The organism is Streptomyces sp. TRM68416 (genome assembly GCF_014596915.1).
Taxonomy (GTDB): Bacteria; Actinomycetota; Actinomycetes; order Streptomycetales; family Streptomycetaceae; genus Streptomyces.
The window spans coordinates 158,529-172,392 of record NZ_JACVWU010000007.1 but is presented as its reverse complement, the minus strand read 5'-3'; the positions used below and the strand labels follow the sequence as shown (position 1 = coordinate 172,392).

Sequence of the window (13,864 nt, the reverse complement as noted above, 5' to 3'; positions counted from 1 at the left end):
GCCCTCATTTTTCTACGAGAGTGATGGCGGACTCAGTGGGGCCGGGGGACTCAGCCCTTGATGGCGCCGGTGAGCATGCCCTTCTTGAAGTGCCGCTGGACGAACGGGGAAGCGACAGCGACGGGGATCAGCGCGAGGACCATGACGGCCATCTGCAGGCCCAGCGCGGAGAGTTCGCCGGTGCGGACGGCCTGCTGGAGACCGGTCGGCGCCTCGGTGTTCTTCTGGACCAGCTGGATGAGCACGTTCTGCAGGGGCAGCATCTGCTGATCGGTCAGGTAGATGGAGGCGTTGAACCAGGCGCTCCAGTAACCGACCGCGTAGAACAGGGAGATGACGGCGAGCACCGCGCGGGACAGCGGCATGACGATGGTGAGCAGGATGCGCAGGTCGCCGGCCCCGTCGATGCGGGCGGACTCGGTGAGTTCGGGCGAGATCCCCATGAAGAAGGCGCGCAGCACCAGGATGTTGAAGACACTGACGGCGCTCGGCAGGATCAGCGACAGATAGGTGTCGGTGAGGCCCAGCGACTGCACCAGCAGGTACGTGGGGATGAGCCCGGCTCCGAAGAACATGGTCGCCATCATGGTCATCAGGAAGAACCGGTGGCCCAGAGTGCCCGGCCGGGACAGGCCGTAGGCGGCGAGCACCGACACCGCCATGGAGAACAGGGTGCCGCACAGGGTGACACCGACCGAGACCATGATCGCCCGGCTGACCTGGCCGCCGCTGAGCAGTTCGGTGTAGTTGACGAAGGTGATGCCCTCGGGGATCACGACGAGGCCGCCGACCCGGTCGATCACCGGCTTCGGGGAGAGGCTGGTGACGATCACGATCCACAGCGGGCCGAGCACGGCCAGGCAGCAGAGCGCGAGGAAGCCGCCCTTGAGGGTGAGTCCGGTCTTGCTCGGCGGCTCCTCCCACACCGGGCGGGCGGGAGCCTTGAGGCTGCGGATGAGCTGCGTGTTGAGGCTCATTTCTTGTACACCCCCTGCTCACCGAGCAGGTGCGCGACCTTGTTCGCCCCCAGGACGAGACACACTCCGATGACTCCCTTGACCAGGCCGACCGCGGCCGCGTAGCTGAAGTCGCCGTTCTGGATGCCCATGTTCCACACGTAGGTGTCGAGGACCTCACTGGCGCCCGCGCCGACGGCGTACCGCTGGAGCAGGAACTGCTCGAAGCCGACGCTCAGCGCGTCGCCGACGCGCAGTACCAGCAGCAGGGCGATCACGGGGCGCAGTGCGGGCAGCGTGACGTGCCACATGCGCCGCCAGCGGCCCGCGCCGTCCATGGCGGCGGCCTCGTACAGGTCGGTGCTGACGGCGGACAGGGCCGCGAGGAAGACGATGATCCCCCAGCCGGCGTCCTTCCACACGGCCTGTCCGACGACCAGGTACTTGAACAGGTCGGCGTCGGTCATCAGGTCGAAGCCGCTGTACCCGTGCTTCTCCAGGGTCTGCGCGATGATGCCCGCGCCGCCGAGGATCTGCTGGAAGACGGTGACCACGAGGACCCACGAGAAGAAGTGCGGCAGATACATGATCGCCTGCGCCACGGCCCGCACCCGGGGCCGGATCACGCTGTTGATGACCAGCGCGAGGGCGATGGGGACCGGGAAGAAGAACACCAGTTGGAGCAGGAAGAGCACGATCGTGTTCTGCGTGGCGTCCCAGAACAGCGGGTCGTCGAGCATCCGGGAGAACTGTTCCACGCCCACCCAGGGGCTGTGGAAGATCGCCGTGATGCCGTTGTTGGAGACGTACGGGTCGTAGTCCTGGAAGGCGACGACGTTACCGAGCAGCGGGACGTAGTTGAAGATGAGGAGCAGGAGGATGACGGGCAGCGTCATCAGGATGAGCGTGCGGTCGCGCCGCCACCGAACCCGCCAGGGGACCTTGCCCACCCTGCGTGTCCCCCGGTCCTCCACCGCCGCGGCGACCGCGGCCGTCGGTTCCTCGACGGCCGCGGGGGGAGGTGACCCGTCCGGCCTGCTCCTGGCCGTGGTGGGCATCAGTTGCCACTGCCGTTCTTGTCCAGGAGCTCCTTGTACCAGTCGCGGAGCTTGTCGCCACCGGAGGACTTCCAGGTGGAGATGGCCTGCTGGACGTCGGACAGCTGCTTGTGGCCGCGCACGTAGTCGAGCTCCAGCTGCTCGAACTGGCTGACGAGGCCGGCGTAGCGGCTCGGTTCGATGACCTTCATGCCGTACGTGGACGTCTTCTTCATGAAGGCACCCATCCGCTGCTGCCATTCGACCTGCTTGCGGGCGATGTCGGGGAGGTCGGGATGGGCCAGGTAGGCCGCTGGGCCCGCCAGCATCCCCCAGGCGTTGTTCACCTCGGAGTTGCCCTGGTCGTTCTTGGCCGGGACGCCGTCCGTGACCGTGTAGTGGGTGCCCTCGACGCCGTACTCGACGAGCATGCGCTCCTTGGTACCGTAGGGCGCGGCCGCGAAGTTGGCGGCGGCCAGCGCGTTCTCGACCGTCTCCTTCGAGGCGCCCTTGCGGATGAACGACCAGATGGTGGCGGGCTGGCTCGCGTACAGCGTCGGGTTGCCGCCGTCGGCGCCGAAGTAGTCCATGCCCTCGATCTGGAAGTCCGGGTTGGACTGGGCCTGTTCAGCACTCTTGCCGTACCAGGCGGACATGTCGCTGTTGAAGACCAGGATCTGCCCGGCGGTGAACCGCTGGCTGGCGTCGCCCGTGCGTGCCTTGTCGTCGGGGTGGACCACGCCCGCGTCGAACAGCTTGCGCACCCACGCCAGGGCTTCCAGGAACTCGGGGTGTTCGATGCGGTACGTCACCTTGCCGTCGTCCTCGATGTTCCAGCCGAGCGGCCCGGCGGGGCGGACGCCGAAGATGGCCGCCGCGCTCCAGCTCATGTCACCGCAGGCCCACACCTTGGCCTTGGCGCTGGTGACGTCCTTGGCCCAGCTGAGGAATTCGTCGGCCGACGTGGGGACGGACCAGCCCTTCGCGTCGAAGATGTCCTTGCGGTAGTAGGGCACGATGGTGCTCGCCGCGGCGGCGGGGATCGGAATGCCGCGCAGTGCGCCGCCGAAGATGCTCACCCGCCAGGCGTCGGACGGGATCGCGGCCAGGTTGGGGTACTTCTTGACCTTGTCGCCCGCCAGGTAGGGGCCGAGGTCCATGAACTTCGCGGTGACCGCGTTCGGGATCTTGCCGCCCAGTTCCCAGTCGGGCACGACCACCATGTCGGGTATGGAGCTGGAGGCGAGGACGGCGCCGAGCTTCTCGCCGTAGGTGTTGCCGTCCTGGTTCTGCCAGGTGATCTTGGTGCCCGCCGCCGCGTCGAGTTCCTTGTAGTACGCGCACCCCGGCTTCGGCGGGGTGCCCCACAGCGGGGACATGATCTTCAGGGGAGCGCCGGTGCCGAGCTTTTCCGGGACCGCGGTGGCGAAGGCCGCGAGGTCGACCTTGCTGGTGTAACCGGCGGCCGAGCCGTTCTTCGACGGGATGTCCGGCTCGGCGACCGTGCTGGGGACGTACGTGGGGAGCAGCTTGTCCGCGTCCTTGCGCGAAGTGGCGCCCTCGCGCGTTCCGCTGTCCGAACCGCCGCAGGCGGAGAGCAGCGGGATTCCACCGGCAACCGCTGCGGTGGCGACCGCCGTGGAGGCGAGGAAGCTTCTCCGGCTCGGTCCTGCGGAGGTGGAGGCGGCATTCGGCGTCATTGCGTCAACCCTTCATGGCGCACCTGAGCACCCGGTGGTGGGCCGTCGGCTGCGCGCGGTGTCGTGACGGGAACTGGCTGATCTGGAAGAGGACATCCCATTAATGCGACGTGGTGCACAGTCGAAGCGCTTCGACGTTGCAGCGAGGTTAAGTGAAGGCATAGGGGCGCACAAGGGGCGTTTCCAAGATTCCTCGAAGGGGCAGAACGGGTCGAAGCGCTTCGAGCAGCCATCTTCTTCCTGCTCAGGAAGACCTCATGCGCCGCGCAGAAGATGGGATCACTGTGCCCGTTTGCGCTCCCGGCCGGTCGAAGCGCATCGACCGCAACCACACCACCAGCAGGGCGCCAACGCGGCCAGGATAGAGAAACTTTCCGCATGGCACAGCCTCTTGTTTCGCACGAAACCTGTCCGTTAACTTCACCCCCTAGCGAAGCGCTTCGACACTCGTCGCCGGTCTGGAGAAGGACACCATGGAGAACGAACAGCGGAGCTTCCGCTGGGGTCACGAAGCCCTGCGACTCGACTTCGTCGTCGGCGACGACCGCAGTCCGCGCCTGACCCACCTCGGGCTGCCCGGCGAAGTGGACAGCGCCGCCCGTCCGTCCTTGCCACTGGTGGAGGTGACGGCCGCGGGTCACGGCCGCGACTGGTCGGGCAGCCGCCTCGTCGGCACCGGTCTCGGCGCGCGGCTGCGCCACCGGGCCCACCACGCGACTCGCGACGGCGACTGGCACACGCTGACCGTCCACCTCCACGACCCGGAGACCGGGCTGGCCGCGGAGGTGGTCTACCGGTCCCCCGACGGCGTGCCCGCGCTCCGCAGCGAGGTGACCCTGCGCAACGAGGGGCAGGCCACGCTGCACCTGGAGTCGGTCAGCTCGCTCGTGGTGGGCTGCCTCACCCCGCCGGACCCGGCGGCCCTCGATGCCGCGGACGTGCTGTGGGCGGAGAACGACTGGCTCGCCGAGTGCCGCTGGCAGCGCCGACCGATGCGCCGGTCCACCCCCGCCCTCAGCGGTCGCGTCACGTACGGGCACGGCAAGGCCGGTTTCGCCCTGACCGGCCAGGGCACCTGGTCCACCTGCGGGCACCTGCCCATGGGCGCCCTGACGGACCGTCACTCCGGCCGTAGTTGGGCGTGGCAGATCGAGCACAACGGCGGCGGCTGGCGCTGGGAGTGCCAGGAGCACGAACAGGCGGCCTACGTGGCACTGTTCGGGCCCACCGACACCCATCACGGCTGGCGGCACCCGCTGGAACCGGGCGCGGCCTTCCGCACCGTACCCGCCTCGCTGGTCTACGCCGCCGACGGCGGCCCCGATGCGGCGTTCAGCGCGCTGACCCGCTACCGCCGCGCCCAGCGCCGCCCACACACCGACCATCAGCGCCTGCCCGTGATCTTCAACGACTACATGAACTGCCTGATGGGAGACCCCACCACCGACAAGCTCCTGCCGCTGATCGACGCGGCCGCCGACGCGGGCGCCGAGTACTTCGTCATCGACGCCGGCTGGTACGACGACGATGACGGCGGCTGGTGGAGCACCGTCGGCGCCTGGGAACCGGCCGCCTCACGGTTCCCCGGGGAGAAGGGGATCCACGAGGTGCTCGACCGCATCCGCGAGCGCGGCATGGTCCCCGGCCTGTGGCTGGAGCCGGAAGTCATCGGCGTGCACAGCCCCATGGCCAAGACCCTGCCGGACGAGGCGTTCTTCCGCCGCGACGGCGTCCGCGTCGCGGAAGTGGGCCGCCACCACCTGGACCTGCGCCACCCCGCCGCCCGCGCCCATCTGGACCGGGTCGTGGACCGCCTCGTCGGCGAGTGGGGCGTCGGCTACCTCAAGCTCGACCACAACATCGACCCCGGCTCCGGCACCAGCGCCCACCCCGGGGAGACACCGGCCGCCGGCCTGCTCGGTCACAACCGGGCGCACCTCGACTGGCTCGACGGCATCCTGGACCGGTACCCGCACCTGGTGGTGGAGAACTGCTCCTCCGGCGGCATGCGCTGGGACCACGCCCTGCTCTCCCGGCTTCAGCTGCAGTCCACCAGCGACCAGCAGAACCTTCAGCTCTACGCGCCCATCGCGGCCTCCGCGCCCACCGCCGTCACCCCCGAGCAGGGTGCCGTCTGGGCCTACCCGCTGCCGGAGGACTCCCCCGACGAGGTGGCTTTCACCATGGCCAACGCGCTCCTCGGCCGTATCCATCTCTCCGGCCACCTGCTGGAGTTGGGGCCCGAGGGCCGCGCCCTGGTCCACGAGGCGGTCGCCGTGTACAAGGCCGTCCGCGCCGACCTGCCGCGGGCCGTGCCCTGCTGGCCGCTCGGGCTCCCCGACTGGGACGCCCCCTGGATCGCCCTCGCCCTGCACACCCCCGCCACCACCTACCTCACCGCGTGGCGCCGCCCCGGCGCCGACCCCTCCGCCGCCCTCCACCTGGCCCACCTGCGCGGCTCCGACCTTCGCGCGGAGCTGCTCTACCCGTCCACCAGCCAGGCCGCCGCCACCTGGAACCCCGACACCGGGGACCTCTCGGTCACCCTGCCCACCGCACCGTCCGCGGTGATGTTCCGCATCACCCGTACCGAACCGGACGCTTCCTGAGCGCCCACGGCAGGGGGCTCAGCCGGCGTGCAGGATCCTGAAGCGGCCGGGTTCCGCCGGGTCCCGGTCGACGACCTGGATGGGCGCCCACGTCCACTGCCACAGGCCGGTGTCGGGTGTGCGCGTGAAGCTGATCGGTCCGCGGGTGCCTTCGACCGCGACGTCCGGCCAGGCCTCGGTGATGCTCGCGCGGTCCGTGCCGTGCGAGCGGAGCGCCTCGGCGAGGACGGTGATGGTGTCGTAGCCCTCGAAGGCGACGAAGGAGGGCGGCGTGCCGAGCCGTTCGGCCAGGGCGGTTTCCACGCGCGTGCCCAGGGGGCCGAGACGCTCGGGGAGGTAGCGCAGGAAGGGGATCGCGGCGCCGTCCTCGCCCAACTCGCCTGCCCATGAGGCGAATTCCGGCTGTCCGGCCGGAGCGCCGATCAGAGTCTCGGCCAGCCGTTTGTCCGCGCGGACGGACCGCACGATCGGCACCGCCGGCTCCGGGTGGCCGACCAGGAGAAGGAGGGCTGTGGCGCCGGTGTCCGCGAGCGCGTCACACACGGCGGCGGGGGTGAGGGCGGTCGTGTCGAGTTCGGCGACCGTGCCGCCGTGCGCGGTGAGGTGGTCGCGCAGGATGCGGGTGCCGGTCGCCCAGTAGAGGCTCGGCTGGGTTGCCACGGCGATGTGCCGGTGGCCCGCGCCGAGGAGGAAGTCCGCGTAGACGCGCCAGCCGCGGGACTGTGGCGGGGACAGGCGCGCGATCCGGCGCGTCGGCTGTTCGGTGAGCGCGTCGAGGACCGCCGACGTGCACAGGTAGGGCAGGCCGAGGGTGTCGGCCCTGGTGGCGGCGGCGCGTGCGACGACGCTGTGGTACTCGCCGACCAGGGCGGCGACGCCCAGTCCGGCCAGTTCGTCCACGGCCGCCTCGGCCCGCCGCGGGTCGGCCGCGGTGTCGCGGACCAGCAACTCCAGTGGTCTGCCGCCGATCCCGCCGTCGTCATTGACCTCGCGGACGGCCAATTCGAGCCCGGCGAGCAGGTGTTGGCCGGCCTCGGCCCAGCCGGGCCGGGTCAGCGGGGCGAGGGCGCCGATCCGGACGGACGTTCCATGGGTGATCATGCCGGACATTGCATCCACGACCGGCGCCGGCGGGCAAGGGATTATCCACGGCCGACTCAGCGGCACCGGCCAGTGTACGGCGGTCGGCGTGGCTGCCCGGTGCGATGAGGTCCCCCACCTCGACCTCCGCCACCAGACCGCGGGCCCTCGCCACCCGCCACAGCGAGGCGAGCAGACCGTCCTCGCCGACGAACGCCGGCGCCGTGCTGGTCGTACCCCGGTCCAGCCGGTACCGCAGGCGCACCGGCTGGACCGGGACGCCCGCGTCGAGGGCGGCCTGGAAGACGGCCGGGCGGAAGCGGCCCCGGGCGCGCCCGCACCAGGTGCTGCCCTCGGGAAAGACCGCGACCGCGGCGCCCCGGCGCAGGGCCTCCGCGATCCGGGCCACCGTGTCGGGCAGGGCGCGCAGCCGGTCCCGTTCGATGAACAGCACGCCGCCCCGCGCGACCAGGCGGCCCGCCAGCGGCCACTGCCGTATCTCGGTCTTGGCCAGCATCCGGGCCGGCCGTACGGCGGCGAGCAGGGGGACGTCCAGCCAGGAGATGTGGTTGGCGACGAGGAGCAGGCCGCCGTCGGGCGGGGCCGCCCCGGTGATCCGGACGCGGACGCCCGCCGCTCGCACGATCGCCCGGCACCACCGCCGTACCAGTCGGGCGGGGATGCGGTGGCCCACGGGGGTCAGTGCGAGGCCGGCGAGCAGCAGGGCGGCGATCGCGGTCAGCCGTAGCAGGGCGCGGGGTGCGGCCGTCGCCGTGGCCGTCGGCTCCACGCACGCTGCCGGGGTGCAGGGCGCGCTGGGCAGCCAGACGCTCATCAGGCCGGGACGAGGGAGAGGAAGTGCCGCAGGTAGCGCGGGTTGACCCGGCTCATCGGCAGCAGCACCAACAGGTCGGCGACGCCGAAGTCGGGGTCGTGGGCAGGCTCGCCGCACACCCAGGCGCCCAGGCGCAGATAGCCGCGCAGGAGCGCCGGAAGTTCCGTGCGGCCGGCGGCGGGCGCACCCGGCGTCCAGGGCAGCAGGGGGCGTACGCGGAACTCCTCGGGGGCCAGGTTCTTGGCGCGCACGCGTTCCCAGGTGGCGGAGGCCAGCGCGCCGCCGTCGGCGAGCGGGACGGAGCAGCAGCCTGCCAGCCACTCGTGGCCGCCGTCCGCCATGTAGCGGGCGATGCCGGCCCAGATGAGGCTGATGACGGCGCCGTCGCGGTGGTCGGGGTGGACGCAGGAGCGGCCGACCTCGACCAGGCCGGGCCGGATCGGGTCGAGCGGGGCGAGGTCGAACTCGCCCTCCGAGTACAGCCGTCCGGCGACCGCGGCGCGGTCCGGGGGCAGCAGCCGGTAGGTGCCGACCACCTGGCCGGTCACCGTGTCGCGGACGAGCAGGTGGTCGCAGTAGGCGTCGAAGGCGTCGATGTCGTGTCCGGGCTGCGGGCTGGACAGCAGGGCGCCCATCTCCCCGGCGAAGACATCGTGCCGCAGCCGCTGCGCGGCCCGTACGTCGTCCTCGGTGCGGGCGATGCCGACGGTGTAGCGGGCGGGTGCCGTCGGCTGCGCGGGGCGGTCGAGCGTGGAAACGCCGTTCATGGGCTGACTCCTGTGGTCACAGGCCGGGGACGGTTGAGCGGCCGGAACAGTTCTTCCGACGCCGGACGTCGTCCGCGTGACCGTCGTCAGGAGCGCGGATGTGGGGTTGTTGAACGGAACGGTCAGGGTGCCGCGGGGCGGAAAAGCGAGACGGGGCCGGGGAGCACCACTCCCGGCCCCGTCCGTCCGCGCTGAACGGCGAACGTCTTGGGGGGCCTACCGCTTGGCCACCTTGCGCGTGGCCCGCAGCCACTCCTTGTTCATGCTCGTGATGGAGACGAGCGGAATGCCCTTGGGGCAGGCTGTGGCGCACTCGCCCGTCAGGGTGCAGCCGCCGAAGCCCTCGTCGTCCATCTGCGCCACCATGTCCAGCACCCGTGTCTCCCGCTCGGGCGCGCCCTGCGGCAGCACGTTGAGGTGGTTGACCTTGGCGGAGGTGAACAGCATCGCCGCGCCGTTGGGGCACGCGGCCACGCACGCCCCGCAGCCGATGCACTCGGCGTGCTCGAAGGCGAAGTCGGCGTCCGGCTTCGGCACCGGCGTCGCGTGCGCCTCCGGCGCCGACCCGGTCGGGGCGGTGATGTAGCCGCCGGCCTGGATGATCCGGTCGAACGCCGAGCGGTCGACGACCAGGTCCTTGATCACAGGGAACGCGGCGGCCCGCCACGGCTCGATGTCGATGGTGTCGCCGTCCTGGAAGGACCGCATGTGCAGCTGACAGGTGGTGGTGCGCTCCGGGCCGTGCGCGTCGCCGTTGATGACGAGGGAGCACGCGCCGCAGATGCCCTCGCGGCAGTCGTGGTCGAAGGCGACCGGGTCCTCGCCCCGGAGGATGAGTTCCTCGTTGAGGGTGTCGAGCATCTCCAGGAAGGACATGTCGGAGGAGATGCCGTCCACCTCGTACGTGGACATGGCGCCGTCGGCGTCGGCGTTCTGCTGCCGCCAGACGCGCAGGGTGAGCTTCATGCGTAGCTCCGCTGGGTGGGGTGGACGTACTCGAAGACGAGGTCTTCCTTGTGCAGGGTGGGGGCCTCGCCGGTGCCGGTGAACTCCCAGGCGGCCGCGTAGCCGAACTCGTCGTCCCTGCGGGCGGCTTCGCCGTCGGGTGTCTGGGACTCCTCGCGGAAGTGTCCGCCGCAGGACTCCCTGCGATGCAGCGCGTCGAGGCACATCAGCTCGGCGAGTTCCAGGTAGTCGACGATCCGGTTGGCCTTCTCCAGCGACTGGTTGAACTCCTCGCCGGTGCCGGGCACCTTGATGCGCCGCCAGAACTCCTCGCGGATCTGCGGAATGCGCTCCAGGGCCTTGCGCAGGCCGGAGTCGGTGCGGGCCATGCCGCAGAACTCCCACATGAGTTCGCCGACTTCGCGGTGGAAGGAGTCCGGGGTGCGGTCGCCGTCGACGGACAGCAGCAGGTTCAGGCGGTCCTCGGTCTCCGCCAACACCTCCTGTACGACGGGGTGTTCGGCGGTGACGGCTTCCTGGTGCGGGTTGCGGGCGAGGTAGTCGTTGATGGTGGCGGGCAGTACGAAGTAGCCGTCGGCCAGGCCCTGCATGAGCGCCGAGGCGCCGAGCCGGTTCGCGCCGTGGTCGGAGAAGTTGGCCTCGCCGATCGCGAACAGGCCGGGGACGGTGGTCTGGAGGTCGTAGTCGACCCACAGGCCGCCCATCGTGTAGTGCACGGCCGGGTAGATCCGCATCGGCACCTTGTACGGGTCCTCGTCGGTGATCCGCTGGTACATGTCGAAGAGGTTGCCGTACTTGGCCTCGACCGCCTTGCGCCCCATCCGCTGGATGGCGTCGGCGAAGTCGAGGTAGACGCCCTGGCCGCCGGGGCCGACTCCCCTGCCCTCGTCGCAGACGTTCTTCGCGGCGCGGGAGGCGATGTCGCGGGGCACGAGGTTGCCGAAGGAGGGGTAGATGCGCTCCAGGTAGTAGTCGCGCTCGTCCTCGGGGATCCTGTTCGGCGGGCGGTCGTCGCCCTTGGCCTTCGGCACCCAGATCCGGCCGTCGTTGCGCAGGGACTCGCTCATCAGCGTCAGCTTGGACTGGTGGTCGCCGGTGCGCGGGATGCAGGTCGGGTGGATCTGGGTGAAGCAGGGGTTGGCGAACCAGGCGCCGCGCCGGTGCGCCCGCCAGACGGCGGTGGCGTTGGAGTTCATGGCGTTGGTCGACAGGTAGAAGACGTTGCCGTAGCCGCCGCTGGCGAGTACGACGGCGTCGGCGAAGTAGGTGTCGATCCTGCCGGTGATCAGGTCCCGGGCGACGATGCCGCGGGCCCGTCCGTCGATGACGATCAGGTCGAGCATCTCGGTGCGCGGGTGCATCTCGACGTTCCCGGCGGCGATCTGGCGGCTGAGCGCCTGGTAGGCGCCGAGCAGCAGTTGCTGGCCGGTCTGGCCGCGGGCGTAGAAGGTCCGTGACACCTGCACGCCGCCGAAGGAGCGGGTGTCGAGCAGGCCGCCGTACTCGCGGGCGAAGGGCACGCCCTGGGCCACGCACTGGTCGATGATCTCGACGGAGATCTGGGCGAGGCGGTGGACGTTGGACTCGCGCGCCCGGAAGTCGCCGCCCTTGACGGTGTCGTAGAACAGCCGGTGGACGGAGTCGCCGTCGTTGCGGTAGTTCTTCGCGGCGTTGATGCCTCCTTGCGCGGCGATGGAGTGGGCGCGGCGCGGGGAGTCCTGGTAGCAGAACTGGACGACGTGGTAGCCCTGTTCGGCGAGGGTGGCTCCGGCGGAGCCGCCGGCCAGTCCGGTGCCCACCACGATCACGGTGTGCTTGCGCCGGTTGGCGGGGTTGACCAGCCTGGCCTCGAAACGGCGCTTGTCCCAGCGCTCGTTGACGGGGCCGGAGGGGGCCTTGGTGTCGACGACGGGGTCGCCGGTCGCGTAGTCCGTGTAGGTCATGGGTCAGCTCACCACTCCGGTCATGACACCCACGGGTACGGCGACGAAGCCGGCCGTGAGCAGCAGTGCGAGGACGTTGGCCGTGGTCTTCAGGGCGCGGTCGCGGGTGCGGCTGCCCGCGCCGAGGGTCTGGGCCGCGCTCCAGAAGCCGTGCCGGATGTGCAGGCCGAGCGCGAGCATCGCGACGATGTAGATGGAGTTGCCGTACCAGGTGGAGAAGGTGTCCACGACGTTCTGGTAGGGCCGGCCCTCCTGGAAGCCGCCGGAGTGCACGGTGCCGGTGGTCAGGTCCAGGACGTGCCAGACGATGAACAGGCCGAGGATGATGCCGCCCCAGCGCATGGTGCGCGTGGCGTAGCTCGCCCGGGGCTTCTTGTGCACGTACTTGCTGGGCCGTGCCTTGATGTCCCGGCGGCTGAGCTGGTACGCGGAGGTGGCGTGGGCGACGACGGCGACGACCAGCACCACGCGGACGAGCCACAGCGTCCACCCGTAGTGCATGAAGGGTTCGCCGACCGTGCGCAGCCAGTGCCCGTAGCGGTTGAACTCCTCCGGCCCGAAGAAGATCTTCAGGTTGCCGATCATGTGGACGACCAGGTACAGCAGCATGATCAGCCCGCTGACCGCCATCACGGTCTTCTTGCCGACGGAGCTGTCCCACACCGTGCGTGCCATGGACGGCCGTCGGTCCGTCCGCGTTGCCAGAGCCATGGCTCAAGACGCTAGGGCCGGACGGCCCCATCGGTCCAAGACATGGTATGCCTCGATGCGATAGGCATTGCCTATCATGGGGCTCATGCAGTTCCAGCAGCTCCAGTACTTCGTGGCGGTCGCCGAGACCCGGCACTTCACCCGGGCCGCGGATCGCGTCCACGTGTCGCAGCCGTCCCTGTCCCAGCAGATCAGGGCGCTGGAGCGGGACCTGGGCGCCGATCTGTTCCTGCGGGCGCGCGGCAACATCACGCTCACCGACGCGGGCGAGGCGCTGCTGCCGCTGGCCCGGCGGATCCTGGCCGACGCCGATACAGCCCGGCTCGAAGTCCAGGAGCTGGTCCACCTGCGCAGCGGCCGGGTCCGGCTGGGCGCGACGCCGAGCCTGTGCACCGGTCTGCTGCCGGACGTGCTGCGCGCCTACCACGACCGCTATCCCGGCATCCGCCTGCTGGTCGAGGAGGGCGGCTCGCACGACCTGGTGCGCGAGCTGGCCCGGGGCGCCCTGGACCTGGCCCTGGTCGTGCTGCCGCTGCCGACCCCGTCACCCGCCCTGGCCACGGTGGAGCTGCTGCGCGAGGACCTGGTCGTGGTCTCCTCGCCGGACGCGCCGAGGCCCGGCCACGGCCGCCGCTCCGTGCGCATCGCCGATCTGGAGGGCGAGCGTCTGGTGATGTTCCGCCACGGCTACGACCTGCGGGAGCTGACCGTGGCCGCGTGCCGCGCCGAGGGCTTTGAACCCGACTTCGCGGTGGAGGGCGGCGAGATGGACGCGGTCCTGGGCTTCGTACGGGCGGGGCTCGGGGTGGCCGTCGTCCCCCGGATGGTGGCGGCCCGGGCCGGGCGCGGGCTACGCGTCACCCCGCTGGCCCGGCCCGGCCTGCACCGGACGATCGCGCTCGCCCACCGCAGCGACGTGGCTCCGCCGCGGGCGGCACGGGAGCTCCAGCGGATGCTGCTGGAGCGGTGACGGCCCATGCCCGTACGGCCGGCCCTGGCACCTCCTCGCGCCACGAGCAGCCGCGGCTGCTGCGCCGGGCGAGGCGGAAGCGGCACCGGTCGTGGAGCCGTTCGACCGCACCGGCCCGGACACCGGGCCGCGCGTCGCGGCCCGCGCCGCCGCGCCTCCCCTCGCCGCATGCGACCGGCTGGCCCTGGCCGGCCCGGGGCCGCGCCCGGGTGACGTGCAGCGGTACATCGACGAGAGCCGCGCCGGGGGCCACGACCTCGCCCTCGCCGGGCGGGGCCGTGCCTCTGCCG

General features: G+C 70.9%; 11 protein-coding genes. 2 read left to right on the top strand and 9 right to left on the bottom strand.

Annotation, left to right across the window (positions count from 1 at the left end; genetic code table 11):
• Positions 1-50: 50 nt before the first annotated feature.
• Genes ICC28_RS14030 through ICC28_RS14020 form a run of 3 tightly spaced genes read right to left on the bottom strand, consistent with a single transcriptional unit; the run spans position 51 to position 3,693 of the window.
• Complete coding sequence (locus ICC28_RS14030) at positions 51-977, bottom strand: carbohydrate ABC transporter permease (protein WP_188288860.1); 927 nt, start codon at positions 975-977, stop codon at positions 51-53.
• Positions 974-2,014, bottom strand: a complete 1,041-nt coding sequence (locus ICC28_RS14025; RefSeq protein WP_188288859.1) for an ABC transporter permease — start codon at positions 2,012-2,014, stop codon at positions 974-976. The genes ICC28_RS14030 and ICC28_RS14025 overlap by 4 nt, the downstream gene beginning before the upstream one ends.
• On the bottom strand, positions 2,014-3,693 hold the full coding sequence (locus tag ICC28_RS14020; protein ID WP_188288858.1) for an extracellular solute-binding protein: 1,680 nt from the start codon (positions 3,691-3,693) through the stop codon (positions 2,014-2,016). The genes ICC28_RS14025 and ICC28_RS14020 overlap by 1 nt, the downstream gene beginning before the upstream one ends.
• Positions 3,694-4,166: 473 nt before the next feature.
• Here ICC28_RS14020 and ICC28_RS14015 point away from each other — a divergent pair, with 473 nt between their 5' ends.
• Complete coding sequence (locus ICC28_RS14015; RefSeq protein ID WP_188288857.1) at positions 4,167-6,302, top strand: alpha-galactosidase; 2,136 nt, start codon at positions 4,167-4,169, stop codon at positions 6,300-6,302.
• Between the two features lie 18 nt (positions 6,303-6,320).
• Here ICC28_RS14015 and ICC28_RS14010 read toward each other — a convergent pair whose 3' ends face one another.
• From ICC28_RS14010 to ICC28_RS13985, 6 genes are all read right to left on the bottom strand, one after another.
• Entirely contained in the window at positions 6,321-7,376 is a 1,056-nt protein-coding gene (locus ICC28_RS14010) for an ABC transporter substrate-binding protein (protein WP_317454019.1), read from the bottom strand.
• Positions 7,282-8,217, bottom strand: a complete 936-nt coding sequence (locus ICC28_RS14005; RefSeq protein WP_223188822.1) for a lysophospholipid acyltransferase family protein — start codon at positions 8,215-8,217, stop codon at positions 7,282-7,284. The genes ICC28_RS14010 and ICC28_RS14005 overlap by 95 nt, the downstream gene beginning before the upstream one ends.
• Positions 8,217-8,984, bottom strand: a complete 768-nt coding sequence (locus tag ICC28_RS14000) for a GNAT family N-acetyltransferase (protein WP_188288855.1) — start codon at positions 8,982-8,984, stop codon at positions 8,217-8,219. Before ICC28_RS14000 ends, ICC28_RS14005 begins: the two co-directional genes overlap by 1 nt.
• 216 nt (positions 8,985-9,200) lie before the next feature.
• Complete coding sequence (locus tag ICC28_RS13995; RefSeq protein WP_188288854.1) at positions 9,201-9,950, bottom strand: succinate dehydrogenase/fumarate reductase iron-sulfur subunit; 750 nt, start codon at positions 9,948-9,950, stop codon at positions 9,201-9,203.
• Complete coding sequence (locus ICC28_RS13990; RefSeq protein ID WP_188288853.1) at positions 9,947-11,893, bottom strand: fumarate reductase/succinate dehydrogenase flavoprotein subunit; 1,947 nt, start codon at positions 11,891-11,893, stop codon at positions 9,947-9,949. Before ICC28_RS13990 ends, ICC28_RS13995 begins: the two co-directional genes overlap by 4 nt.
• 3 nt (positions 11,894-11,896) lie before the next feature.
• Positions 11,897-12,568: a succinate dehydrogenase gene (locus ICC28_RS13985; protein ID WP_188288986.1), complete on the bottom strand. Its 672-nt coding sequence runs from the start codon at positions 12,566-12,568 to the stop codon at positions 11,897-11,899.
• Between the two features lie 121 nt (positions 12,569-12,689).
• Between ICC28_RS13985 and ICC28_RS13980 the strand changes: the two genes are divergently transcribed.
• Positions 12,690-13,574 carry a LysR family transcriptional regulator gene (locus tag ICC28_RS13980; protein ID WP_188288852.1) on the top strand — a complete coding sequence of 295 codons (885 nt, stop codon included), beginning with the start codon at positions 12,690-12,692 and terminating at the stop codon, positions 13,572-13,574.
• Positions 13,575-13,864: the final 290 nt, after the last annotated feature.